This window comes from Chromobacterium sp. LK11 (assembly GCF_001043705.1).
Classification (GTDB): domain Bacteria; phylum Pseudomonadota; class Gammaproteobacteria; order Burkholderiales; family Chromobacteriaceae; genus Chromobacterium; species Chromobacterium alkanivorans.
In genome coordinates, this window is sequence record NZ_LDUR01000028.1 from 65,683 (window position 1) to 90,595 (window position 24,913).

Here is a 24,913-nt window from a genome sequence, read left to right on the forward strand (position 1 = left end):
GGGCAATCGATAGAACCTTGGGAGTTTTTCGCATATGGAAATGGCGAACGTAGATGTTGCCGGCGTCGGCATCGGGCCGTTCAATCTGGGCTTGGCGGCCTTGTTGTCGCGTCACTCGGACATCAAAGGGGTATTTCTGGAGCGCAAGCCGGCGTTCCGCTGGCATGAGGGCTTGCTGTTGCCGGGCACCACGCTGCAAGTGCCGTTTCTGGCAGACCTGGTCACGCTGGCGGATCCCACGCACCCGCTCAGTTATCTGAATTATCTGCACCAGCATGACCGCCTTTACCAGTTCTACTACTACGACAACACCCTGGTGCCGCGCATCGAGTACGACGATTACTGCCGCTGGGCTGCGCAGCAGTTGCCGGCCTGCCGCTTTGGCGAGGAGGTGCGGGACGTGGCCTACGACGCGGGCGCGGGGCGCTTTGTGGTGGACAGCGAGTCGGCGTCGGGCGGGATGCGCCGCTATGCCGGCCGCGATCTGGTGGTGGGCGTCGGCACCTCGCCGTGGCTGCCGGCGTGGGCGCGCGCCAGCCGTCGCCCACGGGTGATCCATTCCGCCCAGTTCATTCCCAATCAACAGGCGCTGTCGCAGTGCCGGCGCGTCACCGTGATCGGCTCCGGCCAGAGCGCGGCGGAGTGCGTGCTGGCGCTGTTCCGCGAGCTGAGCCCGGAGCAGGTGGCGGCCGGGGCGTCCATCCAGTGGATCACGCGCGCGCCGGGTTTCCACCCGATGGAGTTTTCCAAGCTGGGCCAGGAGTGCTTCACCCCGGCCTATATGCAGTACTTCCATAGCATCCCGCGCGAGAAGCGCCGCGAGGTGGTGGCTAGCCAGGGCCTGCTGTACAAGGGCATCAGCTTCTCCACCATCGGCGATATCTTCGACCTGCTCTACGAGCGTTCGATAGGTGGCCGCGATCCGGGCCTGAAGCTGTATTCCAACTGCGATGTGGAGGCGCTGGAGGAACTGGGCGCGGACGGCGCGCTGCGCATGACTTGCCATCACCGGCAGCTGGGCCAGCGCTGCCTACTGGAGACCGACGCCATCGTGGCCGCCACCGGCTACGCGCACGCCTGGCCGCAGTGGTTTGAGCGGCTGAAGGAGACGGTGCTGGAGGTGGACGCGCAGGGCGATTGCATCGTGGAGGAGGATTTCACCGCGCGCCGCCGCGAGCAGGGGCCGGGCCGGGTGTTTGTGCAGAACGCGGAGATTTTCCAGCACGGGGTGGGTTCGCCGGACTTGGGCATAGGCCCGATCCGTAACGCGGCCATCATCAATCAGTTGCTGGGCCAGCCGCGTTATCGGCTGCCGCAGCGTTCGGCGTTCCAGCATTATGGGCTGCCGCAGGGGTAGGTTCTAAACAGGCTGGTGGGTATCGCCTGCGGGCTCCACCCACCCTACGACGGGTTGCTCGTTGCGCTAGGGAGGGCGTAGCGATGTCCACGCGGAGGTCTGGGATAGATCGCGAACCGTTTTCAAGGTTTGTTGGTGGGTATCGCCTGCGGGCTCCACCCACCCTACGACGGGTTGCTTGTCGCGGTAGGGCGGGCGCAGCGATACCCACGCGGAGGTCTGGGATAGATCGCGAACCGTTTCCAAGGTTTGTTGATGGGTATCGCCTGCGGCTCCACCCACCCTACGACGGTTGCTTGTCGCTGTAGGGCGGGCGGGGCGATGCCCACGCGGAGGTCTGGAGTAGATTGCGAGCCGCTGCCAAGGTCTGTTGGTGGGTATCGCCTGCGGGCTCCACCCACCCTACGACGGGTTGCTCGTTGCGCTAGGAAGGGCGGGGCGATGCTCACGCGGAGGTCTGGAGTAGATTGCGAGCCGTTTCCAAGGTTTGTTGGTGGGTATCGCCTGCGGCTTCACCTGCCCTACGACGGGGTGCTTATCGCTGTAGGGTGGGTGGAGCGCAGCGATACCCACGCGGATGTTCGAGTGCCTGGGGGCAAGTTGGGGTGAAGTAGATCGTCAGCAGGCCCTGAGGCCGAATGGAATCGACGCCCCCGCTCTCGTTATGAGGGCGGGGGCGTCGGGCTTTGCGCGCCGTAGCGCCGGCGCGCGGCGGACCGTGAGCGGCGGCTTAGTCCAGCAACTCTTCCAGTTTCCGCTCGCTGGCGTCGCCCGCGCTCAAGAGCGCGAACAGCCGGTGCAGCGTGGCGCAGATGGCCTCTAGCTGGGCGGCGGAGTAGCGTTCCGCGCGGTAGGTGATCACCAGGCGCAGTGAGCCGTCGTGCGCGTCTTCCATGATCTCGAACTGCAGGCCGAACATGGATTCGCTCTTGTCCGGGTCTATCTGGCGGTAGCGGATCTCGCCGCCGTCCGGGGCCGGCAGCGCGCCGTTGAGCGCGTTGTTGGCGTGGACCTGGATGTAGACGTCGAACAGCAGGCCGTCCGCCGGCGTCATGCCCAGCGCGTTTTGCACCAGCTCCAGCGGAATGTCGGCGTAGGCCATGGAGTCGTTGATGGTCAGGGTCACGTCCTTGAGCAGGCTGCCCAGCGATTGCCGGCGGTCGAAGCGCACCCGGTGCGCCACCATGGTGGTGAAGTAGCCGACGGTGTCGAAGTAGGCCGCGTCGGTGCGGCCGGAGGACGAGGTGCCGATCACGATTTCCGGCAGATCGCCCAGCTTATGCAGGGCCAGCGCGATGGCGGTGTAGACCACGCTGAACAGCGAGGAGTCGTGACGTTTGGCGAAGGCGGTGATCGCTTCCTGCGTGCCCGGTTCGGGCTTGAACTCCAGCCATTTGGCCTTGAAGCCGGCGGCCTGGGCCGGCGCGGCGGCGGGCGCGGCCGGGTCCGGTAGGCGCAGGCCCGGCGTGGCGCCGCGCAGCAGGGTGGTCCAGTAGTCCATGTGGCGCGGGTTGACGCCCTGGTTCTGCTGTTCCAGCGCGAAGGCGTGGAAGGAGGGCGCCGGGGAGGCCCATTGCGGCGCCTTGCCGGCGGCGCGGGCGCGATAGGCCTGCGCCAGTTCTTCCATCATCACGTTCAGCGACCATTCGTCTATGGCCATGTGGTGGACCAGGAAGGACAGGGTCTGGCGGCCGGTGGCCGGCTGGCGCAGGAAGCGTATCCGCAGCGGCAGTTCGCGGCTCAGGTCGAAGCGGTGGGCGGCTTCGTCCGCCAGCGTCAGTCCCTCGCTCTCCGCGCTGCTCCAGAACCATTTGTAGCCGCCGGTTTCCGCCAGCGGCGCGATGCGCTGCAGCGCGACGCCGTCTTCTTGATGGAAGGTGGTGCGCAGGCTGGCGTGGCGTTCCAGCAAGTCCGTGAAGGCCAGGCGGAACAGGTTTTCGTCCACCGGGTCCAGGAAGTCCAGCGCAAAGGGCAGGTTGAAGATGGTGCCGAAGTCGTAGGCGGCGTAGGCGCGCCACAGCGAGGCTTGCGCCAGCGCCAGCGGGGCTTGGCTTACTTCGCCGGCCGGCGCGGCCTGGCGGCGCTGTTCGCTGACGGTGGCGCGCGCGGCCAGCGCGGCGGCGCTGGGGGCTTCGAAGAAGTCGTTGAAGCGGATCTGGATGCCGTGCTTGCTTTGCAGGGTGCCGATGATGCGGGTGGCCAGCAGCGAGTGGCCGCCGAAATCGAAGAAGTTGTCGTCCGGCCGCATGTCGGGTTCGGCCAGCACGGCGCGCAGTTCGGCCAGGATGACGGCGGCGACCGCGTCCACGCCGTCCGCTGCGGGCTGGGCGGCCGTCGGCGGGCGGTGGCCGGCGTCGCCGGCCTGCAACGGCGTCAGCGCCAGCGGGCGGCGCGCGGCTTCCAGTTGCTGATAGCCCTGGGCCAGCGCGTCCGTCAAAGCCTGGAACGGCTGGGCGGGGTCCAGGATGGGGTGCAGGCTCAGCGCCAGCACGGCGCTGCGCTCGGTGTGGATGATTTGGGCCTGGAACGGCGGCTGCGTCGCCGAGTCCCATGGCGCAGCGCGCAGCGCGAGCAGGCGCTCGGCCAGTTCGGCTTCCTTAATACGGGGGAAGGCGATGCAAGGGTGCCAGCCGTCCACATGGGATTTGCACAGATCGCCGTCGTCGCTGAACTGGTAGCGGGCGTTCAGGTCCGGCCGGGCCTGGATCAGCCGTTGCAGCGCCAGGGTCAGCAGCGCCAGGTCCGTCTGTTCGTCCAAGCGCCAGGCGTCGACATGGCGGCTCAGGCGTTCCGGGTGCTGCTGCTGCAATAGCCAGCATTGTTCTTCGTGAAGGCTCAGGGACAGGCGCTGCGACGGGATGTCGGGGTGGGGGTGCGACAAGGGTAGTCTCCTTCTGGAATTCAACGGCCAATAATCGTTGCGGGCGGCGGAGCGCGTTTGACGGTCGCCGGCCAACAGGGCGCGTCGTCGGGGGGATGACGGCCCTGGGAATGTGTGCGGCTGGTGCTTGCGATGAGATGTCTACGGCATGGACGGCGCGTTGAATTCCGGCCGTTTGAGTCATGGGTCAATCGACGCCAATGCCGCTTATGCGTCATGTCCGGCGGCCGTAAACTGGCTTTTCGGCATAACTCATGCAAAAGACATTGTGTGATCGCGTCATGTATGACGTATTGACAATGTCGGTGATAATAATAAAAATGATTATCATTTGCAAATACAAGTGAAAAGGAGAGGGGCGTGGACAATGGCCCGATCACTTTTCAGTCGCAATTGCAGAGCTTGTACCTGGATCACCACGGCTGGCTGTGCGGCTTGCTGCAGCGCAAGTTGGGCAATCCGAACGATGCGACGGACCTGGCCCACGACATTTACCTGCACCTGATCAAGAAAGGGCGGATTCCGCCGGCGGACGAATCGCGTTGCCACCTGGCGCAAATCGCCAAGGGCAAGGTGATAGACCTGCTGCGCCGCCGCCGGCTGGAGGCCAGCTATCTGGAAAGCCAGGCCCAGCAGCCGGAGCCGCGCGCGCAGTCTGAAGAGGCGCGCGCGCTGCTGAAGGAGGAGATCAAGGGGGTGGATCTGGCGCTGATGGGCAAGTCGTTCAAGGTGCGCCAGGCGCTGCTGTTGTCCCGGCTCAACGGCATGAGCTACGGCGACATCGCCGCGGAGCTGCAGGTGTCGGTGTCGTCGGTGGAGAAATACGTCGCGCTCGGCCTGCAGGCCTGCCGCCGCAGCGTGGAGGCCGGCCTGGGGCCGGGCGCGTGCAAGCAACATCCATTAATCCGTGTCGTAGAGGAGTTGTCATGAGTGTTGAGGAAGAGGTTTTGGGAGAGGCCGCCGGGCCTATCGCCCGCGTGCTGGCGCCGATACGCGGCCGGCTGATCGCCGCCGGCCTGCTGGCGGGCCTGGGTTCCATGCTGAGCCTGGCGCCGCTGGCCGGCGTCGCCCATATCGCGCAGCTGGCGCTGGGCCAGGGCGCGGCCGCGCTGGGCGGCGACGCCTTGTGGCGGGAGGTGGGCCTGAGCCTGCTCTGCCTGTTCGCCGGCATGACGCTGATCCTGGCCGGCGACGTGGTGGCCCACCTGGCGGACAACCGCATCACCGGCCTGCTGCGGCGGGCCATCACCCGCCGGCTGGCCAGGGTGCCGCTGGGCTGGTTCACCAGCCGCGCCTCGGGCGAGGTCAAGCAGGCGATGCACGACGATATCGGCACCCTGCACAGCCTGACCGCCCACTTCTACACCACGCTGGGGCGCAGCGTGGGCGCGGTGCTGGCGTCCATCGTCTATCTGTTTGCGATGGATTGGCGGATGGCCATCGCCTCGCTGCTGCCCTTTCCGCTGTTCTTCCTGTTCTTCACGCGGGCGCACAAGGCCAGCGCGGCCAATATGGAGAGCTTTGGCGCGGGCATGGCGCGCATCAACAACGCGGTGGTGGAGTTCGTCAACGGCATTCCGGTGGTCAAGGCCTTTGGCGCGCAGCACAAGGCGCACGGCAGCTACCGCGCGGCGATAGACGCCTTCGCCAGCGCCTTCACCGATTTCACCCGGCCGCTGGTCAGCGCCATGGCCAACGCCAACGCCATCATCGCGCCGGTGTCGGTGCTGGGCGTGGTGCTGGCTTTCGGCGCGCTGATGGTGGGCCTGGGCTGGATCGCCCCGGTGGACGTGCTGCCCTTCGCCCTGGTGGCGCCGGGGTTGAGCTCGCCGCTGTTGATGTTGAGCTACATCACCCATGACCTGAACCACGCCACCGGCGCGGCCCAGCGCGTGCACGCATTGCTGCAGACCCCGGTGCTGGAAACCGCCGCCGGCACGGCGCAGCCGGCCGACGCCGAGATCCGCGTGGAAGGACTGAGCTACGGCTATTCCGAGCAGGAGCCGGTGCTGTCCGGCATCGATTTCACGCTGGCCCCGGGCACGGTGACGGCCATCGTCGGCCCCTCCGGCGCCGGCAAGTCCACGCTGGCGCGGCTGCTGCTGCGCTTCTTCGACCCCAGCGCCGGGCGCATCACCCTGGGCGGCGTGGACCTGCGGCAGCTGGACAGCGCGGAGCTGTACCGGCGCATCGGCTTCGTGCTGCAGGACGTGCGCCTGATCCACGCCAGCGTGCGCGACAACATAGCGCTGGGCCGGCCTTCGGCCAGTCAGGCGGAGATCGAAGACGCCGCGCGCACCGCCAATATCCATGAGCGCATTCTCAGCCTGCCGCGCGGCTACGACTCGGTGATCGGCGAAGACGTGCAGTTCTCCGGCGGCGAGGCCCAGCGCATGAGCATCGCCCGCGCGGTGCTGTTGAACCCGCCGGTGCTGGTGCTGGACGAGGCGACGGCGGCGGCCGACGCGGAAAACGAGGTCAAGCTGCAGCAGGCGCTGTCCGCCTTCGCCCGCGGCCGCACCCTGGTGGTGATCGCCCACCGGCTGGACACGGTGATGCAGGCGGACCAGATCCTGGTGGTGGACAAGGGCCGGCTGATCGAGCGCGGCCGCCATCAGGAGCTGCTGGCGCAGGGCGGCTGCTACGCGCGGCTGTGGGCGCAGGGCCATTACGACAAGACCGGAGAAGCAGAACAGGAAGGATTGGTGCCGCAATGTTGAAGACTTTTATTCGGCTGCTGGGGGACGACGCGGTCAAATTGCGCCGCTACGCGTGGCTGGCGCTGATCTACAGCCTGCTGTGCGGCGTGACCATCGTGATGCTGGCGCCGGTGCTCAGCCATCTGCTGGCCGGCGAGGCGCGCGAGGCCGGCGTGTGGCTGGCGGCGCAGGCGCTGGGCGTGGCGCTGTGCTGGGGCCTGCGGCGCAAGGTGGAAAAAGCCGGCATCGCCGTCGGCATCGCCGTGTTGCAAGGCGGACGCCACCGGCTGGCCGAGCATGTGGGCAGCCTGCCGGTGGGCTGGTTCAGCGCCGGCAACACCGCCCGGCTCAACCACATCGCCACCCAGGGCATGATGGAAATGGCCCAGCTGCCGGCCCATGTGTTCACCCCGTTGTTCGTCGGCGCGGTGACGCCGGTGGTGGTGCTGGGTGCGCTGTTCGCCGTCAACCCGCTGATGGGCTGGGTGGGGCTGGCTAGCCTGCCTTGCCTGCTGCTGGTGTTTTGGCTGACCGCGCGGCTGAGCCAGCGCGCGGACCAGGCTTACCAGCAGAGCACCGCCCAGAGCAGCCAGCGCATGGTGGAGTTCGCGCAGGCGCAATCCGTGTTGCGCGCCTTCAACGGCGAAAGCGGCGGCACGCGTTTTCTGGAGCAGGCCATCGCCCAGCAGCAGCAATCCGGCCGGCGCTTGATCCGGCTGTCGGCGCTGTCCTCGGTACTCAATGTCTGGGCGGTGCAGGCCAGCTTCGCCGCGCTGCTGTTGGTGGCCGCGCTGTGGCTGAGCGACCACGCCGGCCTGGGCCTGAGCCCGGCCACGGTGGTGCCGGCGCTGGTGGCGCTGATGCTGATGAGCCGCTTCATCGACCCGCTGCTGGATGTGGCCGGCTATAGCGAGGTGCTGCGCGGCGCGCGCGGCCAGCTGCAAGCGGTAGCCAAGCTGTTCGAGGTGGAGCCGATGGCGGAGCCGGCCCGTTCCGGCGCGCCGGCGGACGCCTCGGTGGAGTTGAACCGGGTGGGCTTCCGCTATGGGCCGGAACAGGCGCAGGTGTTGAGCGAGTTCAGCCTGCGCATAGAGCCGGGCAGCATGACCGCGCTGGTGGGCGCGTCCGGCTCCGGCAAAACCACGGTGCTGCGCCTGATCGCCCGCTTCTTCGACGTGGACCAGGGCGAGGTGAAAGTGGGCGGCGTGGATGTCCGCGATCTGTCCAGCGAGCGGCTGGCCGGCCAGATCAGCCAGATCTTCCAGGACGCTTATCTGTTCCAGGGCAGCATCGGCGACAACATCCGCATCGGCAAGTCGGACGCCAGCGACGCCGAAGTGCTGGCGGCGGCCAGGCTGGCCGGCGTGGAGGAAATCATCGAACGGCTGCCGCAGGGCCTGGACACCCCGGTGGGCGAGGGCGGCGCGCGGCTGTCCGGCGGCGAGCGCCAGCGCATTTCCATTGCGCGGGCGCTGATCAAGGACGCGCCCATCCTGCTGGTGGATGAGGCCACCGCGGCGCTGGACACCGAGAACCAGGCCGCCATCGCCCAGGCGCTGGCGCGGCTGCGCGGCAAGCGCACCCTGATCGTCATCGCCCATCAGCTGTCCACGGTGGAGATGGCGGACCAGATCGTGGTGCTGGAGGACGGCAAGGTGCGCGAGCAAGGCAGTCATGCCGAGCTGAGCGCGCGCTCCGGCCTCTACGCCCACTTCCTGGAGCAGCGCAGAAGCGCCAAGGGCTGGCGCATCACCGCGGCGGCGGCCGCAGAGGCGCTGTCTTGAAACGACTCGCCTTGCCGCTACTGCTGTTGGCCTGCAGCGGCCTGTCTTTGATGGTGGGGGCCAAGCAGATGGCCTGGACCGGGCCGCTGGCCCTGTCCGACGACAGCTGGCTGACCCTCACCGCCAGCCGGCTGCCGCGCTTGGCGGCGCTGCTGCTGGTGGGGGTGGGGCTGGCGGTGTGCGGGGTGATTCTGCAGCAGATCGTGCGCAACCGTTTTGTGGAGCCGGCCACCTCCGGCGGGCTGGACGCGGCCAAACTGGGCATCCTGGTGGGGCTGAGCCTGGTCCCGGAGGCCGGCAACCTGGGGCGCATGCTGTTCGCGCTGGCCTTCTGTTTCGCGTCCAGCCTGGTCTTCATCGCCATCATTCGCCGCATCCAGTTCAAGAACACCGTGCTGGTGCCGGTGATAGGGCTGATGTATGGCAGCGTGCTCAGCGCCGTGGCCGAGTTCTACGCCTATCGCCACAACATCCTGCAAAGCATGCAGGGCTGGCTGCTGGGCGATTTTTCCAAGATCGTCGAAGGCAATTACGAGATCGTCTACCTGATCCTGCCCATCGTCGCGCTGGCCTATTGCTACGCCCACCGCTTCACCGTGCTGGGCATGGGCGAGGAAATGGCCGCCAGCCTGGGCCTGAGCTACGCGGCCACCGCGGCGCTGGGCCTGGTGCTGGTGGCGGTGACGGTGGCCGCCACCGTCATCACCGTGGGCGCGATTCCCTTTGTCGGCCTGGTGATTCCCAATCTGGTGGCGCTGCGCTGGGGCGAAAACCTGCAGCGCACGCTGCCCATCGTCGCCGCCTGCGGCGCCTTGTTGATGTTGGTTTGCGACATCATCGGCCGCCTGCTGATCTACCCGTTCGAAGTGCCCATCGGCCTGACCGCGGGCAGCGTGGGCGGCGTCCTGTTCCTGATGATGATTCTATGGAAGCACAAATGAGGGACGCCCTGATCCGCCGCGGCGTCTGGGCGCTGGCGGCGGCGCTGGCGCTCGCGTTCCTGCTGCTGGGCTCTGGCCTGGATTTTGATTACGTGATACCCAACCGGCTGCTGCGCCTGGCCGCCATCGTGGTGGCCGGGGTCTGCATCGCCGTGTCCGCGCTGACCTTCCAGACGTTGACCGGCAACCGCATCCTGACCCCGGCTATCATGGGCTACGAGGCGATCTATCTGTTGTTGCAGTCCTTGCTGGTCATGGCGCTGGGCGCGCAAAGCCTGGCGCTGCTGGGCCGCCACGGCAACGCGCTGTTGTCCATCGCGGTGATGCTGGCCTATTCCTGGGCCATCCACCGCGCGCTGTTCCGCAAGGAGCGCAAGGATCTCTACCTGCTGCTGCTGACCGGCCTGGTGCTGACCATGGTGCTGGGCACCTTCACCCAGTTCATCCAGCTCAAGACCAGCCCGGGCGAGTTCGCCATCCTGCAGGGCTTCAGCTACGCCTCCTTCAACCGGGTCCAGCCCGGCGCGCTGTTGTTCGCCGCGCTGCTGACCGCGGCCGCGGCCTGGCTGGTGAGCCGGCGGCTGGCGGTGCTGGACGTGCTGCTGCTGGGGCGCGAGCAGGCGGTTTCCCTGGGCGTGGACTACCCCGCCAATGTGCGCGCGCAGCTGGCGCTGATCGCGGTGCTGGTGGCGGTGTCCACCAGCCTGGTGGGGCCTACCGCCTTCATGGGGGTTTTCGTCGCCAACATCAGCTACACGCTGGCGCGCACCTTCCGGCACCGGGTCACGCTGCCGCTGGCCTGCGCCATCGCCATCGCCATCTTCATTGCTGCCCAGCTGCTGGTGGAGCAGCTGTTCAATTACAAAACCACCGTCAGCATCCTGGTCAACCTGGTGTGCGGCGCCTATTTCCTGGCGCTGATGGTGCGTAGCAGAGGACATGCATGATCACGCTTGAGCGCGTCTACAAAGCCTACGGCGACAAACAGGTGCTGCGCGACGTCAATCTCAGCTTCCCCTCCCGGCAGGTCTCCTCGCTGATCGGCCCCAACGGGGCCGGCAAGAGCACGCTGCTGATGTCCATCGCCCGGCTGCTGAAGCCCAGCGCCGGACGCATCCTGATGGACGGCGAGGAGATAGAGCGGATTCCGCTGCGCGGCTACGCCAAGCGCGTGGCCACCTTGCGCCAGCACCCCAATATCGGCCTGAGGCTGACGGTGGAGGAGCTGGTGGGCTTCGGCCGCTTTCCCTACAGCCAGGGCCTGCTGAGCCGGGACGACCGCCTGGCGGTGGACGAGGCGCTGGCCTTTCTGGGCCTGCAGCCGCTGCGCGCCCGCTATCTGGACGAGCTTAGCGGCGGCCAGCGGCAGATGGCCTTTCTGGCGATGTGCATCGCCCAGCAATCCGACTACCTGCTGCTGGACGAGCCGCTCAACAACCTGGACATGAAGCACGCGGTGCACATCATGCAGGCCATCCGCCGGCTGAGCGAGGAGCAAGGCCGCACCGTGATCCTGGTGGTGCACGACATCAACTTCGCCGCCAATTACTCGGACCACATCGTCGCGATGAAGGCGGGCGCCGTGCACGGCAGCGGCCCGGTGGCCGAGGTGGTCACCCAGGCGCGGCTGCGCGATCTCTACGGCCTGGCCGTGGACATCCTGCCCAGCGAGCGCGGCTTCGTCTGCAATTACTTCAACCCCTCACCCTCTGGAGAAACCGTATGAGCATCGATAAGAAGCCGCGCGCGCGCGCGGCCCTGCTGGCGCTGGCCGTGGCCGGCGGTCTGCTGGGCTGCGACGCCCGACAGACCGTGCCGGAAGCGGCCGCCGCCGCGCCGGCGGCCCAGGCCGCCTACGCCCCGGTCACCGTCAAGCACGAGCTGGGCACCACGCAGATCAACAAGCGGCCGGAGCGGGTGGTGGCCTTCGACATGAGCGAGCTGGACGCGCTGGACCAGCTGGGCGCGCCGGTGGCCGGCATCTCCAAGGATTATGTGGCCGGCTTCCTGAAGAAGTACGAGCAGGACCCCAAGGTGATGGACGTGGGCACCACCATCCAGCCCAATCTGGAGCGGCTGCACGCGCTCAAGCCGGACCTGATCCTGATCTCGCCGCTGCAGGCGCAAAGCTATCCGGAGCTGAGCCGCATTGCGCCGACGCTGCATTACGACATCGACCTCAACAACCGCCCCGGCCATACCCTGGACACGGCCAAGGAGCATTTGCTGACCTTGGGCCGGATTCTGGGCAAGGAAGCGCTGGCGCGTGAAAAAGCCGGCGAGATCGACGCCAAGATCAAGCAGGTGCGCGCGGTGACCGAGGGACGCCCGGAAAAGGCGCTGATCGTGCTGCACAACAACGGGGCCTTCACCTCCTACGGCGTGCGCTCGCGTTACGGCTACATCTTCGACACCCTGGGGGTGAAGCCGGCCAGCAAGGAGACCAGCAGCGGCCTGCACGGCCAGCCCATCTCCAATGAATTCATCCAGCAGGCGGACCCGGACATTCTGTACGTGATAGACCGCACCGCGGTGATGGAGCGGCGCCCGGCCTTGAATCTCAAAACCCTGGACAACCCGCTGTTGCGGCAGACCAAGGCTTGGCGCAAGGGCAAGGTGATCTTCGCTGACGCGGAAACCTGGTATCTGTGCACCGCCAGCCTGAGCTGCCTGAACCGGATTGGGGATGAGGTGATCAAGGGCTACCGCGGCTGAGAGCCGGTTTACGATCTGCTGCGCGTTGGCGATACGGCGTTGAAAACGCCTTCGAAATGCTCATGTACCACTTGTACATTCCGCTTTCTCAGCCGTTTTCGCCTTGTCTCGCCTTAGCTCGCGAGATCGTAAACACGTTCTGAGAGCCGGTTTACGATCTTTGTTGCCGTGTTTTGAAATCCAGCGCGGTACACGGAAAACCGCGCAGCCGATGCGTCCCGGCCCTTCAAGAGATTTCCACGTGGGTATCGCCGCGCTCTTCCCACCCTACTGATGACGAGCAAGCCTGTGTAGGGTGGGAGGAGCCGTAGGCGATACCCACCAGTGGCCTCTATGTTCACCAAGGTAGCTCTTGAAACTAGTTGTTCATGATCCGCTGCGCGTCGTGAGGCGCGGCGCGGCGAGCAGCGCATTCGAAATGTTCGTACCCCTTGCACATTCCGCTTTCTCAACGGTTTTTGCTCTTGCTCGCGAGACGTTGAACAAGCGCCAAGCCGGGGGCGAGTTGACTTGACGATGTGCTATCAAAAATGATTTTCATTTCTATTTGAGGGTTTGGCACTTTGCTTCGGAATACATAGTGAAGTGAAACAATCTCCTCACGTAGAAAGGAACTTGGATGTTGAGTCAGAAACGGTCGGCCTCACCGATATCAACTACACGCCGACTCGCGCCGCAAGCCGCCTTCCCCCTGAACACGCTCCGCGCCGCCACCCATCTGGCCCTGATGGTGGGCTTTGGCGGCATGGCCTTGGCTCCTGTCGCGCTGGCGCAAGGCACGGACGCCGCGCCGGCCAAGGCCCAGGCCGGCAACGGCGCGCCGGAACGGCTGGAGCCGGTGGTGGTGCAAGGCCGCCGCGTCTACGCCGGCGGCCAGCTGGCCACCGATAGCCGGGTGGGCGTGCTGGGCAATCTGGACGTGATGGATACGCCGTTCAGCACCATCAGCTACACCGAGGACTATGTGGCCAACCAGCAGGCGCGCGAGATAGGCGCGCTGATCGGCGCCGCCGACCCTTCGGTCCACGTGGCCAGCAAGGGAACCATCCTCGAGAAATTCAATATCCGCGGCTTCTCCACCTCCGCCAACGACATCACCTTCAACGGCCTGATCGGCATGGCGCCCAATCTGCGCGGCTCCACCGAGATGGCGGCGCGGGTGGAAGTGCTGAAGGGGCCGTCCACCCTGCTCAACGGCATGCCGCCGGAAGGCAGCTTGGGCGGCAGCGTCAACATCGTGCCCAAGCGCGCGGGCAATGCGCCGCTGACCTCCATCACCGCGACTTATGAATCCGACAATATGCCCGGCGTGCACGTGGATGCGGGCCGGCGCTTTGGCGACAGGCAGCAATGGGGCGTGCGCTTCAACGGCGTTTACCGCAACGGCGACACCGCGGTGGACAAGCAGAAACAGGGGATGAACCTGGCCTCGCTGGGCCTGGACTGGCGCGGAGAGCGCGCCCGCGTTTCGCTGGATCTCTACCACCAGCGCGAGAAGATGGACGGCATCAATTACTTCGGCATCTTCTCCATCGCCCCGGGCGTGACCCAGCTGCCCACGCCCAAGAAGGGCGATTACCAGCTGGCGCCGGATTGGGCCACCAATACCAACACCACTCAGGTGGCCTTGCTGCGCGGCGAGTACGAGCTGAGCGACGCGCTGACCCTGTACGGCGCTTATGGCCATCGCAAGGCGGATTTCGACGCCACGATCACGCGCGACACCCTGCTCAACAACGCCGGCGATCTCAGCGTGGGCGTCTACCGCCTGGTGAACGAGGGCACTCAGAAATCCGGCGAGGCCGGCGTGCGCGGTCACTTCGACACCGGCAAGATTCAGCATAAGTGGTCGCTGGCGGCCACGCGCTTCACCTCGGAGCGCAGCTACCGGGATGGAATGGGCGCCCCCTTCATCACCAATTACTACGCGCCGTCCTTCGGCTCCAAGCCGGCGTTCCGGTTCATGGGCCGGAGCGTTCACGACAAGCTGGGCAGCATCGCCCTGGTGGACACCCTCTCCTTCATGGACGGCAAGGTGCAGTGGACGGTGGGCACGCGGCGTCAGAACGTGCAGAGCAGCAACTACGACGCCGCCGGCGCGCAAACCGCCAACTATGACCAGAGCCGCTGGTCCCCGGCCACCGCCTTGCTGGTCAAGCTATCGGACCAGCTCTCGGTTTACGGCAACTACATCCAGGGTCTGAACCAGGGCGGCGTGGCGCCGGACACGGCCAAGAACGCCGGCGAAAGCCTGCAGCCGTATCAGACCGAGCAGTACGAACTGGGCGCCAAACTGGACTGGGGCAGCCTCACCCACAGCCTGAGCCTGTTCCAGATCGCCCGGCCCAGCGCTTACACCAGCCCGGACAGCAATGTCTTCGGCGTGTACGGCGAGCAGCGCAACCGCGGCCTGGAGTGGAGCTTCTGGGGCGAGCCCAGCCGCGGTCTGCGGCTGATGGGCGGCGCGTCCTACACCAGGGCCGAGCTGACCAAGGCGCTGGATCCGGCGCATCTGGGCAAGCAGGCCACCGGCGTGCCCAAGGTGATGGCCAAGCTGGGCGTGGAATACGACATCGCCGCCCTGCCGGGCCTGACCGCCACCGGCAACGTCCAGTACGTGGGCGAGCGCTTCGTCCGCGACAACAACCAGCTGTCCTTGCCGTCCTACACCACGTTTGACCTGGGCGCGCGCTACACCACCAAGCTGGCCTCCAAGGAAATCACCCTGCGCGCCGCGGTGCAGAACGTCGCCAACCGCGCCTACTGGGTGGGTTCGTGGAGCGGCGGCGACGGCAGCGGCTTGTCCGGCGGCCTGGGCGCGCCGCGCACCTTCCTGCTGTCCGGCACCTTGTCGTTCTAAGCATCCGCTTCGCGGACTTTGAGCCTTCCCTGCCGGCCATGCGGGGCGTTTGACCGACGCCGCGGCTTTCGCCGCGGCGTTGTCGCGTTTACATCACTTCGCAAATCAGCCTATGGCCGGCTTGCAGCTCCTGGCGCACCGGTTCCAGCAAGGCCACGATCTGATCGCAGTTCAGCGTCTTGTTTTCCGGACAGCTCAGCAATAAGGACATCAGCGCCTGCAAGCTCTGGGTGGCGGAGTGAAAGCGCAGCACGCTGCGGGTCAGGCCCTCGTCCACCTCCAGATAGCGGCGGTCCAGGCTTTGGCACAAGGCCTCCAGTTCCGGCCGGCCCTGGGCGTTGGCGCGCAGTTCTTGCAGTAGGTCTTGCAGTTGCAGCAAGGCCGGGGCGGTGTTGGCGTTCATGGTCGGTCCTCCCGGAGAGGGGCGTGAGCGGGGGACTGCCGGCGGAAATTAAATATCTTCATTATGAACTCCACAAACATCTGCTTTAGGAATGCCTGCATGGCACGCGCGGAGGGCGTGGGCAGGCTCATGGCCGCGCTGTTGGGCGCGGCGCATGGCAGCCTGAGTGGGGAAGGCGGGAGCGTCAAGGCAGAGCTTGTGTTGTTTTGAGTGTGTGGCCTGGGAAGATGAAAACGCCAATGTGCGAATTTGGCGGCTAGAGAGCAAAAGTTTATTTTCGCCATGTTGCGTATTTCCATCACCTTGGTTCTGGCGGTTTTAGTGCATAGGCAAGAGGGATACTAGCTTGAGAAGCTGAAGTAAACGCGGAATGGAGTCAGAGGATTTTTATATGCCATTGGTGATTTTTTGCGCTTGTCAAAGCAAGGAGGCGGCTAGCGAATATAAGGAAAGCGGTGTTATAGCGTTATCACGCTAAGGCATGCTCAACCGGGTAATGTGACATCGACTTTAGATGACTTTAGTATTTTTGATCTGTGTTGCAATAACTTTATTGTGCTGCGGTATAACCCTTTTGAATAATGGTGAATGGCAAAGAATAGGCAGATGAAAAATGAGCTTGTTATCGAGTTTGCAAGTTATTGACATTGGGATAAGCGTGTGGGCAGAGTATTTATTGACGGCGCTTCTCGGTTAAGTTTTATGTCTTCTTATTAAGCCGTGATGCGAAGAGGCGATTCTGTTAATAAAGGGTTGCTTTGTTTTTATGGGCAACACTTAATTTTAGGAGAGTGAGAATGGAGCGCTAGGAAAACAGGTTTTAACGGCGAACTGATTCGGCGGCGCAAGCGAACAGTTAAATAAAATCCAAAAAAGAGGAGACGCCATGGAGATAAGAGGAATTGTTGCAGCTGGAGCGCTGCTGACGGATGCGTATGCATACGCCGACGATGGTTTGACCATTTCCGGTTGGATCGATCTCAATATAGAAAGAGTTTCTTCGGAGCAAGGTGCCGTCCAACGGATTTCCAGCGGCGGCTTGAACTCCTCCCGGCTGATGTTCAGCGCTTCGGAAACCCTGGGCAATGGTTGGAAAGCGTTTTTTGCTTATGAGGTGCAATTTGACGCCAGTTCCGGCGACGGCGCTGCGACTCGGCAATCGTTCATCGGCATGACCGGCCCCTATGGTTCCTTGACTTTGGGCCGCCAGCATACGCCGTCGTACTGGGTTGCCGGTTATGCGGACCCAAGCTGGTCCGCCAATTACAGCATGGTCAACAATATGCAGTTCTTCTATGGGCCTTATCGCGAGAGCAATTCAATCAACTACGACACGCCGCGCATGGGAGGCGTGCAGGGCCGTTTCATGTATGCCGCCGGGGCCGAAGACGGCAGCCGCAACGGCCGCTACCTGAGCGCCGGCATTGATTACCGCAATGGCCCTTTCTATGCCGGCTTGGTCAGTGATCTGAGCAACACCAAGAGCCTTGCCGTTGGTTCCAAGACGATTCTGACGGCGCGCGATCACTATTTGGCGCTGACCTACCGTTTTGGCGACCTCGAGCCCACCTTTATCTACCACCGCTATGACGGGTATTACGCGTACCCGCCGTACACGGCCTTCCAGAGCAAAGGTTGGGACCGGCAGATCGGCGTGCGTTATCAGGTGAACGAGCGCAACAGCCTTTTTGGCAGCCATGTTCACCGCAAGGATGCCGAGCAGGCCGATTTGTCCGACGCGGACGGCATGGTGGTTGGCTACGCCTATCGCTTCACCAAGCGTACCGACGCCTACCTGAATTACGCGCGAGTCATCGCCAAACGCCAGGCGGCGATTGCTTACCCGGTAACCTTCTCCAGTCATCCCGCGCCGAGCAGCGGCGTGCAGCTTGGATTGCGCCACGGCTTTTGATGGCGATCGAGTTCTTGTCTCAGGCTCGGCGGCGCCGGGCTCCCACAACCATAAGGAGAGAGAAAATGAACAAGACACGAAATCATGGTTTGACCCTGCCCTGCGCTATGGCGGCGTTCGCCCTGTCATTGCTGGCAAGCCCGACCGGGGCGCAGACGCCCCTGGCCGCGCCAGCGACGCCCGGCACGCCCAAGGCGCAGGATCCTCACGTCGCCGCTTGGCTGCGTCTGACGCCGGAACGCCGGCCTGTGCCCCTCAAGCCGGGCGTAGACTACGGGATGGACCCCGCGACCGGCCAATTCGTCTGGCCGAAGGCCACGCCAGAGCAGCATGAAGGGCAACGGTTTCCGGGTGAGATGACCAGCTGGGACAAGAAGAGCTTCGCCAAGAATATGGAGGTATTGGCTTTTTATCCCGGCGTCGGTTCGCCTTTCCATGCCTGGAACAATATCGCCGACTTCGACGGACGCCGTTACCTTTATATTCATGATCGAGATTACCTGCGGATCATGGACGTGACCGATCCCGCAAAAGGCCGGGTCGTCTTTTCTCGGGGCGGCGTGTGGGGGCCGAAAGGTCCAAGCGAGAAGTTCGACGCGGACAATGTCCAGGACTACCTGGGCGGAGCCACCATCGCCTGGAGCAAGAAGCTGGGTAAACCGGTGCTGGTCGCGTCTTTCGAAATCGGCCGCTACGGTCTGATGACGGACAAGAGCGAGCAGGCCGACAAGGTGGCCGCGCAGCGTCGCTACAACTCGCTGAAAGGTTTCAAGGTGTTCGCCATGGATGGGCCGTTGCCACACCAATGGCGGCTGTTGGCCACTCGCACTACCGACTACACGCATCCCGATGCGCCTATCGGACAGCAGCAGGGCTCCGGCTCGCTCGATGCGCCCGAGTACTACGGCGGCAAGTACATGATATTGGCGGCCGCGCCCGACGATAGCTACGGTTTGACCGAGTACCCCAACTACCTCTACTCGCCGGGCTACCAGGTTTGGGACATGTCTGATCCGGCGAAGCCGGTCTTTATTTCCCAGATATCCGTGCCGGGGCAGATTCTTGGCAAGCCGGCCGATGAACAGGCCTATCTGATGAACCCGCGCGCCGGCAACCGCACCTCGTGGATGGGGGCGCGGATTCCCCTTTTCCTGCCCAAGCCCTTGGAAAACGGCGGCAAGATCGGCTTCGGCGCGATGGGCGGCCTCGGCCTGTACGCGTTTGATCTATCCAACCCGGCCAAGCCCAAGGTGCTAGGCAACGTCAATACGCCGCCCAGCTTTGCCGGCACGGAATTCGACAACGCCGATGTCAGCCAGTACGCGCGCACCGGCTTCGTATTCACCAGCGGCTATCCGATGAATCGGGATTGCTACGAGCCCTACAAGGATATCTTTGTTGTCGATGCGCGTGATCCGTCGCGTATGAAGGTGGCGACAAAACTGCCGCAGCCCGTGGTACCCGCGGGCGCAGCGTTCACCAGCTTTTGCCAGCGCGGAGGCAATTTCGGACCTAAGCGGGCGAATGCGATCGGCCAGCCCGATACCTGGCGCCAGGGTGTGCTGCCTTACTCGTTTTATAACGCCGGGGTTCAGATTTTCGATGTCAGAAACCCCGCCAAGCCCAGCATTGCCGGTTATTTCGTTCCTGCGCTGGCCGATGAAACCGAACTGCCGGAATACACGCTTGGTAAAGGCGTGCTGGCGATTTACACCGAGTACGATCGCAACATCATCTGGGCGTTTACCGAAAACGGCGCTTACGCGCTATCCAGCCCTCTACTGGGCAAGCCGGTGCTAGGCGCGCCGGCCAAACCGTGGCCGCGACGCTAAGCACTTCATCAAGGAGCGGGTTCCGGCGCGGTATCCGCTGAAGTTTGAAGGACTGAAGCCGCCGCGTCGCGTTTCCAGGCCGGGCGTGATGCCCGGCCTTGTCGCGTTAACTGGCGGTTCAATCAAAGCTCAACTCCACGGTGGCCTCGGCATTGACCAGGCCGGGCCGGATGGCGGGGCCGCTGGCTGCGTAGCGCACCACCATGGGCAGCGCGTGCTGTTGCCTGGCCGCCAGGGTGGTGAATTCGGTGCCCAGCGTATAAGCGCCGGTTTCGCCCTGGCGTTGCAGCTCCAGCCCAATGCCCTGGGCGCTGTCCGGCCCGCCGGCGATGCTCAGCAGCGTGCCGGCGGCGCCGAGCGCGTTGGCGTCGCTCAGCTTGGCGCGGACGCTGGTGCCGGGCGCGCAGTCCAGGCCGATGTTGAACGGCTTATCGCCGGCGCGGCCGGCGCCGGCGAAGTCGCGGGTGTTGACGTCGGGCAGGCGGACGGTCTGGCTGGCGTTGCGGAACGAGCAGCCGATCACCCTGATGGCGGGCTGATTGAAGGTGTAGGTGTAGAGCGGCTGTCCGTGATCGCCGCCTTTCTTGTTCTTGTAGTTGACGGCATAGCTTTCCGGATTGAGCCGCCCAGATGTCACCGGGCCGGTTGTGACCAGTTCGAAAGTGTCGGTAATGGTGACGGTGCCTTGCAAGGGCATGCCGCGTAGATTGGTGCGGCCATTGTTCAGACTTGTGGTGCTGAAGGTCTGAGATTTTCCGGAGTGGGTATTGTTGTTTATCCAGCGAATGCCGATGCCGGAAGTTTGGGTTTTTCTGACGCCGCTAATAGATGAGCTGTCGTTGTCGGTATTGCCATAGGACAAAAAGGCGTACCAGTTGCGTTGGCCGTTGGCATTGTTTCTGTCGCATGTGATCTTGGTTTGCAGCACCTCCCTGGCGATCAGATGTCCGGCGGGCGCCAGGTATGGAATCACCAAGGGATCGGGGAGCGCCTGGACGATGGTCGACGAAACCACCCTGCAATCGGCATGGCTTGGACGGCTGCAACTGCCCAGCGCCAATAGCAAGGCAAGGCAGGCCAGCAACGGTAGGCGGTTAGGAGGTGTGTTCATCTGGGTATCCTTTTCTTTGCTTAAGCGCGGCGCGTAGAACCTATTTACGATTTTGCGAGCTAGAGCGAGACAAGGCGAAAACTAGCGAAAAAGCGGAATGTACTCGTGGTACATGAGCACTTGAGTTCGGTTTCAACGCCGTATCGCCGACGCGCAGCAGATCGTAAACAGGTTCTTAGAGGCAGGGCAGCTCCAGCCGCAGGTAATGCCGCCCCGGCTTGGCGGGCGGCAGCTTATAGCGAGCGCTGCAGCCGCCGTCGCTCCATTTCACGGCCAGCAGGCCTTGCGGCTGCGTGAGCAAGAGCAGCGTCCGGCCTTGCGGGTCCGCGATGCCCAGCGGCTGGCCGGCGGCGTCTTCCACGCTGGCGCCAAACGGCACCGCGCCGCCGTCGCGGCGACGCAGGCTGAATTGAACGCGACGACCGCTACGCGCCTTGAACACGGCCTTCACTACCGCGCCGCGGCGCGGCACCACTTGCTTGACGCCGTCTTCCAGTTCCAGCGCGGCGCCCAGCCGGCGGCTATCCAAGCTCAGGCTGTTGGCGCGGTAAGGCTGGGCGTCCGCGCGCACGCTGTAGCCGTTGCCGCTCAGGCCGGCGGCGCCGTCCACTTGCAGCAGGGCGAAGGTGTCGCCGACGGCGCGGCTGAGGTTGACGCCGCCGGCGTGGACGACGACGGCGCCGCTGGCGCCCAGGCTGGCGGATTGATGGTTGCGCGCGGTGCTGTAAGCGGCGCTCAGCTGCGCGGCGTCGCCCTGATGGACGCCGCTGGCGCTCAGGCTGGCGTCGCTCTGGCTGTCGCGGCCCACGGAGACGGTGTAGCTGTCGGCCTCGCCCAATTGGCCGCTGAGGCTGGTGTGCAGCGCATTGCGGCCAAGCTGGGCGCTGAGCTGCGGGGCGTGTCGCCCGCTGTCCAGCGGCAGGCTGAAGCCCAGCATGATCTGGCTGGCGCCTTGGCCGTGGCTGTCGCGGCTCCGGCTGAGGCTGAGGTGGTAGTGGAACTGTTTCCAGCGATGGCTGTAAGCCAGGTTGAAGCTGTGGCTGGCGCCGGGCCGGCCCCAATCGTTCTGCCGGCTTAGGCTGAGATAAAGGCTGCCGCGGCGGCCCTCCCGGCCCAGGGGTTGTTGAGCGCTGAGGTCCACCCGAGCGCGCGCGCGGTGTTGGTTGGCGCGTTGGGCCAGGTCCGCCGCGTGATCGTTGAAGCTGCGGTAGCCGGCGGTGGAGTAGCGGTAAGCGGCCAGGGTGAATTGGGTCTGGGTGCTGGGCAGGGCCTTGTGGTATAGCAGGCGCAGGCTTTGCCCCTGGCTGCGCCCGCCTTGGGCGTGGCTGAGGGATTGGCTCAGGTCCAGCGACAGCGCGCCCAGCGGGGTGTTGGCGCCCAGGCCCAGCTTGACGGCCTGGAAGCGCGGCGAGAGCTGGAAGCCGGCGGCCACCGTGCCGTCGTCGCTGAGGCCGTAAACCAGCGCGCCGGCGGCCAGCGCGGGACGGGCCGCCTCGCCGCCCTGGTACTGGCCCAGCGCGGCGTGGTATTTCCAGCGGCCTCGGGCCTGCATCAGCGGCAGGCTGGAGAAGGCTTGATGGCTGACGCGGCGGCTGCCGTCGGCTTCGGTCACCGTGATTTCCAGTTCGCCGTTGGAGCCGGAGGGGGCGATGTCGGTGAATTCGAACGGGCCGGGCGGCACGTCGGCGCGGTGCAGTACATAGCCGTTCTGGCGCACTTCCACCGTGGCCTGGCTCTGGGCCTGGCCGCGGACCACTGGCCGGTAGCCGCGCTCGCTGTCCGGCAGCATGGCCTCGTCCTGGCTCAGTTGCGCGCCGCGAATGCGCACGCTGTCGAACAAGACGGCGTCGGTGTATTGCTCGCCCAGCGCCAGTTGGCTGCGCAGCGCGGTGAGGTCGCGCTGCAGCACGGTGCGGTTGCTGCGCATCTCTGTCGCGCGGCCCGTATTCCAGCTGAGAGTGGCGTCGTTGCGCAGCCGCCAGTCGCCCAGATTGAGTCCGTTTTGCAGGCCGAGATACCACTGGCGGCTGGCGCGGCCATGCTGGCCCCGGCTGTATTGGCTGCTGAATTGATAATTGGCGTAAGCGGCGTTGACGCCGGCGTCCCATAGCGCAGGATCGACATAGCCGTCGGCGCGGCGCAGCAGATGGGCTTGCGGCACGCTGAGCTCAAGTTGCAGCCGGGTGGAGTCGTAGCGTACTTGCGCGTGTTTCAGGCGCCGGGGCAGGTCCACGCAGGCCTCGTCGCCGGCACGGGACGCGGGCAGTTTGACGCCCAGCTTGCGCAGCAGCGCGGCGTCCAGGCAGGGGCGGACTTTGCCGTCCGGCTGCTGGCGGAACAGGATGTCGCGGCGGTCCGCCAGTTGATGGTTGAGCAGGATGTCCACGCGATAGCTGCCGGGCAGGATGTCGTTGCCGGCGCTCAGCACTGCCTTGAGATCCGCCGCTTGCCCGTCCAGTTTCAGAAAACGGGTGTTGAAGGCAGGCGTGTCCGCCGCTTGCGCCTGTGCGCAGGCGATCAGCCAGCAGGCGCAGGCCAGACGGCGTGCCGCGCCGCGAGCTGGGGGCGTAAGCGCTTGGGCTCTCATCGGGTTGCGGACCGGCAGCCGGATCAGGGTTCCAGCCGCTGCGGCTGGACGGACGCAGAGCCTTGCAGCCGGGCTTCAAAAGCCTGGCTGGCGCCAAAGTCGTTGATGATGTGGTAGCGCAGCCGCGCGTCGTTGGCGGCATCGGCCGGTAGCGGCCATTGTCCGCCGGCGCCTGGGGCAAGCATTTGAGCGCGGCCGATCTCCTTGGACTTGCTGTCGGAGAGCAGGCTCAGGCCGGTCACGGTCACGTGGTAGCGGCTGGGGTTGTCCGCTTGCAGCCAGCTGTTGCCGTGCTCGCGCCGCAGCCGCCAGCGCAGGCGTTCCGGCGCTTGCAGCGCGTCGCCGTCCAGGCCCGGAGGGCGGTAGAACACCTTGACGCGCTGGCGCACCGCCAGTTGCAGCACATTGCCTTGCCCGGCGGCCTGCGGGATTTCCTGCACATTGAGCCAGAAGGCGGTTTCCCGTTGATCGGACGCGCCGGCGCCGGCGTAGAGGATGCGCAGCAATTGCTCCTGCCCGGCCGGCAGCCGCGTCAGCGGCGGGGTGATGGCGAAGGGCAGCTCGGCCTTGTCGCCGTCCAGCGCTTCCAGCCAGGATTGCACCAGGATGTCCGCGCCGTGGTTGCGCACGGTGACGGCGGCTTCCGGATGCGCGCCGTCGAAAATGACGCGGGTGCCGTTGAGGCTGATGCCGGCGTTGGCGTGGGACATGGCGAGCCAGGCCGCCAAGCCGGCGGCTTGCAGCAGGATTTTCATGATGGAGGCCCTGAAAATAGACAACGGCGGGAAACCCGCCGCTGTGGGTGGAGGAGGCTAGGGCTTAGTCGTAGCTCAGTTCGAAGGGGAGGTCGGCTTGTACGGGGCCGGCGGTCATCGCGGTAACTGCCGGGTCCTGAACGTAAGCGGCATCAAACGTTATGGTTTCGCTTGCGCTTGGAGAGGGCTTGTTCAGCAGTTGTCCAGATACAAGGTCATAGCTTGTTGCCTTCCCCGTCTGATACAGCGCGATGCCAACGCCAGCCGCCGGCGAGCCGCTGGCGGTGTTCTTCAGGATCTTGGTTTGGCCTGGGAGTGTGTGAGTGCTGTCTTTAGCTTTGAGAGACACGATCAAATTTGTAGCTCCCTTGCAGGCAATTTTTATTGAGTGCGCTTTGAAATGACTGGGTCTGCTCGCCAAGGCTTGCACTTTGTCCATGGAGATCTCGCCCAGAGCGACATCAATAGCGGGAATAGCCATCGCTGTGCTGCCGTCTACCGAGCAACTGGGCGCAGTGACTTTGCCAGTGAACTTGATGGTGCCGGTTCGGGTGACGGCGGCGGCGTGAGACGCCAGCGGAAGCGCTGCGGCGAAGACGGCCACTAGGGCCAGCAGGCTGTGTTTTGGTTTCATGGTGGTCTCCAGTGGTTGCGGCGCGCAGGTGCTTGGCCTGGGCCTTGAGTGGAGACGGCATGATAAAAACACATTCAATTCAGGTCTTTAGCCTGACTTTGAGTGCTTCTTACCTTTTCTTACCAAGCCATAACTTTTCTTGTTTGGACTTTTTGATGTCGCCAAACAAGGTTTAAGCCGTTCAGGGGATTGATAAGAGTTTCAACCTGTCCTTTTGGCCAGTTTGGTGAAAATGGCAATTTTATTGGATTGTCCGCTAAGTGCCGGTTATCTAAAATGTTTTGCTCAAATTTTGTCATCCCACCCTCATTACGCCTCGCGGCACTTATCCGCAGACCTGGCCACAGCCCGTCGCCATGAGTGCTTTGCCTAAGGCCGGTTTGGGGGTGTTTTTATTTTGGATAGTTCGACGGATCGCCCCATGGACCTCAGCACCCTGCTC

17 protein-coding genes are annotated in these 24,913 nt (G+C 64.6%); 11 read left to right on the forward strand and 6 right to left on the reverse strand.

Features of this window, described 5'->3' with window-relative positions:
- Positions 1–40: 40 nt before the first annotated feature.
- Complete coding sequence (gene basC, locus VK98_RS17045; RefSeq protein ID WP_048415189.1) at positions 41–1,357, forward strand: putative histamine N-monooxygenase; 1,317 nt, start codon at positions 41–43, stop codon at positions 1,355–1,357.
- 730 nt (positions 1,358–2,087) lie between these two features.
- Here the strand turns inward: basC and VK98_RS17050 are convergent.
- Entirely contained in the window at positions 2,088–4,238 is a 2,151-nt protein-coding gene (locus VK98_RS17050) for a condensation domain-containing protein (RefSeq protein WP_048415169.1), read from the reverse strand.
- A 360-nt stretch (positions 4,239–4,598) separates the two neighbouring features.
- Here VK98_RS17050 and VK98_RS17055 point away from each other — a divergent pair, with 360 nt between their 5' ends.
- From VK98_RS17055 to VK98_RS17090, 8 genes are all read left to right on the forward strand, one after another.
- Positions 4,599–5,168: a sigma-70 family RNA polymerase sigma factor gene (locus VK98_RS17055; protein ID WP_048415170.1), complete on the forward strand. Its 570-nt coding sequence runs from the start codon at positions 4,599–4,601 to the stop codon at positions 5,166–5,168.
- Entirely contained in the window at positions 5,165–6,958 is a 1,794-nt protein-coding gene (locus tag VK98_RS17060; protein WP_048415171.1) for an ABC transporter ATP-binding protein, read from the forward strand. Before VK98_RS17055 ends, VK98_RS17060 begins: the two co-directional genes overlap by 4 nt.
- A complete protein-coding gene (locus VK98_RS17065; RefSeq protein ID WP_048415172.1) occupies positions 6,952–8,721 on the forward strand; it encodes an ABC transporter ATP-binding protein in 1,770 nt (589 codons plus the stop codon). The genes VK98_RS17060 and VK98_RS17065 overlap by 7 nt, the downstream gene beginning before the upstream one ends.
- The gene (locus tag VK98_RS17070) at positions 8,718–9,662 is read left to right on the forward strand and encodes an ABC transporter permease (protein WP_082159096.1); all 945 of its coding nucleotides are present in this window, start codon (positions 8,718–8,720) and stop codon (positions 9,660–9,662) included. The genes VK98_RS17065 and VK98_RS17070 overlap by 4 nt, the downstream gene beginning before the upstream one ends.
- Entirely contained in the window at positions 9,659–10,609 is a 951-nt protein-coding gene (locus VK98_RS17075) for an iron chelate uptake ABC transporter family permease subunit (protein ID WP_048415173.1), read from the forward strand. The genes VK98_RS17070 and VK98_RS17075 overlap by 4 nt, the downstream gene beginning before the upstream one ends.
- Positions 10,606–11,388, forward strand: a complete 783-nt coding sequence (locus tag VK98_RS17080; RefSeq protein WP_048415174.1) for an ABC transporter ATP-binding protein — start codon at positions 10,606–10,608, stop codon at positions 11,386–11,388. Before VK98_RS17075 ends, VK98_RS17080 begins: the two co-directional genes overlap by 4 nt.
- A complete protein-coding gene (locus VK98_RS17085) occupies positions 11,385–12,377 on the forward strand; it encodes a siderophore ABC transporter substrate-binding protein (RefSeq protein ID WP_048415175.1) in 993 nt (330 codons plus the stop codon). Before VK98_RS17080 ends, VK98_RS17085 begins: the two co-directional genes overlap by 4 nt.
- Positions 12,378–12,996: 619 nt before the next feature.
- Entirely contained in the window at positions 12,997–15,237 is a 2,241-nt protein-coding gene (locus tag VK98_RS17090; protein WP_082159097.1) for a TonB-dependent siderophore receptor, read from the forward strand.
- A gap of 88 nt (positions 15,238–15,325) precedes the next feature.
- Here VK98_RS17090 and VK98_RS17095 read toward each other — a convergent pair whose 3' ends face one another.
- Entirely contained in the window at positions 15,326–15,640 is a 315-nt protein-coding gene (locus tag VK98_RS17095; protein ID WP_048415176.1) for a hypothetical protein, read from the reverse strand.
- A gap of 886 nt (positions 15,641–16,526) precedes the next feature.
- Here VK98_RS17095 and VK98_RS17100 point away from each other — a divergent pair.
- Both VK98_RS17100 and VK98_RS17105 read left to right on the forward strand, forming a co-directional pair.
- Positions 16,527–17,552 (forward strand): porin, encoded by a 1,026-nt coding sequence (locus VK98_RS17100; RefSeq protein ID WP_048415177.1) that lies wholly within the window; start codon positions 16,527–16,529, stop codon positions 17,550–17,552.
- Between the two features lie 65 nt (positions 17,553–17,617).
- Entirely contained in the window at positions 17,618–19,384 is a 1,767-nt protein-coding gene (locus VK98_RS17105) for a hypothetical protein (RefSeq protein WP_048415178.1), read from the forward strand.
- 118 nt (positions 19,385–19,502) lie between these two features.
- Here the strand turns inward: VK98_RS17105 and VK98_RS17110 are convergent, their stop codons facing one another.
- From VK98_RS17110 to VK98_RS17125, 4 genes are all read right to left on the reverse strand, one after another.
- On the reverse strand, positions 19,503–20,495 hold the full coding sequence (locus VK98_RS17110) for a fimbrial protein (RefSeq protein ID WP_082159098.1): 993 nt from the start codon (positions 20,493–20,495) through the stop codon (positions 19,503–19,505).
- A gap of 175 nt (positions 20,496–20,670) precedes the next feature.
- Positions 20,671–23,082: a fimbria/pilus outer membrane usher protein gene (locus VK98_RS17115; protein WP_053077449.1), complete on the reverse strand. Its 2,412-nt coding sequence runs from the start codon at positions 23,080–23,082 to the stop codon at positions 20,671–20,673.
- A 23-nt stretch (positions 23,083–23,105) separates the two neighbouring features.
- Complete coding sequence (locus tag VK98_RS17120) at positions 23,106–23,837, reverse strand: molecular chaperone (protein WP_048415180.1); 732 nt, start codon at positions 23,835–23,837, stop codon at positions 23,106–23,108.
- A gap of 64 nt (positions 23,838–23,901) precedes the next feature.
- Positions 23,902–24,471, reverse strand: coding sequence for a fimbrial protein (locus VK98_RS17125; RefSeq protein ID WP_048415181.1), 570 nt, complete (start codon positions 24,469–24,471; stop codon positions 23,902–23,904).
- Positions 24,472–24,913: the final 442 nt, after the last annotated feature.

What these genes read in the sequence shown, in the direction of transcription:
- VK98_RS17060 (WP_048415171.1), top strand. Translation starts at nt 5,165, where the DNA reads ATGAGTGTTGAGGAAGAGGTTTTGGGAGAGGCCGCCGGGCCTATCGCC.
- VK98_RS17080 (WP_048415174.1), top strand. Translation starts at nt 10,606, where the DNA reads ATGATCACGCTTGAGCGCGTCTACAAAGCCTACGGCGACAAACAGGTG.
- VK98_RS17115 (WP_053077449.1), bottom strand. Translation starts at nt 23,082, where the DNA reads ATGAGAGCCCAAGCGCTTACGCCCCCAGCTCGCGGCGCGGCACGCCGT.
- VK98_RS17120 (WP_048415180.1), bottom strand. Translation starts at nt 23,837, where the DNA reads ATGAAAATCCTGCTGCAAGCCGCCGGCTTGGCGGCCTGGCTCGCCATG.
- VK98_RS17105 (WP_048415178.1), top strand. Translation starts at nt 17,618, where the DNA reads ATGAACAAGACACGAAATCATGGTTTGACCCTGCCCTGCGCTATGGCG.
- VK98_RS17110 (WP_082159098.1), bottom strand. Translation starts at nt 20,495, where the DNA reads ATGAACACACCTCCTAACCGCCTACCGTTGCTGGCCTGCCTTGCCTTG.
- VK98_RS17075 (WP_048415173.1), top strand. Translation starts at nt 9,659, where the DNA reads ATGAGGGACGCCCTGATCCGCCGCGGCGTCTGGGCGCTGGCGGCGGCG.
- VK98_RS17085 (WP_048415175.1), top strand. Translation starts at nt 11,385, where the DNA reads ATGAGCATCGATAAGAAGCCGCGCGCGCGCGCGGCCCTGCTGGCGCTG.
- VK98_RS17100 (WP_048415177.1), top strand. Translation starts at nt 16,527, where the DNA reads ATGGAGATAAGAGGAATTGTTGCAGCTGGAGCGCTGCTGACGGATGCG.
- basC (WP_048415189.1), top strand. Translation starts at nt 41, where the DNA reads ATGGCGAACGTAGATGTTGCCGGCGTCGGCATCGGGCCGTTCAATCTG.
- VK98_RS17065 (WP_048415172.1), top strand. Translation starts at nt 6,952, where the DNA reads ATGTTGAAGACTTTTATTCGGCTGCTGGGGGACGACGCGGTCAAATTG.
- VK98_RS17125 (WP_048415181.1), bottom strand. Translation starts at nt 24,471, where the DNA reads ATGAAACCAAAACACAGCCTGCTGGCCCTAGTGGCCGTCTTCGCCGCA.
- VK98_RS17090 (WP_082159097.1), top strand. Translation starts at nt 12,997, where the DNA reads ATGTTGAGTCAGAAACGGTCGGCCTCACCGATATCAACTACACGCCGA.
- VK98_RS17095 (WP_048415176.1), bottom strand. Translation starts at nt 15,640, where the DNA reads ATGAACGCCAACACCGCCCCGGCCTTGCTGCAACTGCAAGACCTACTG.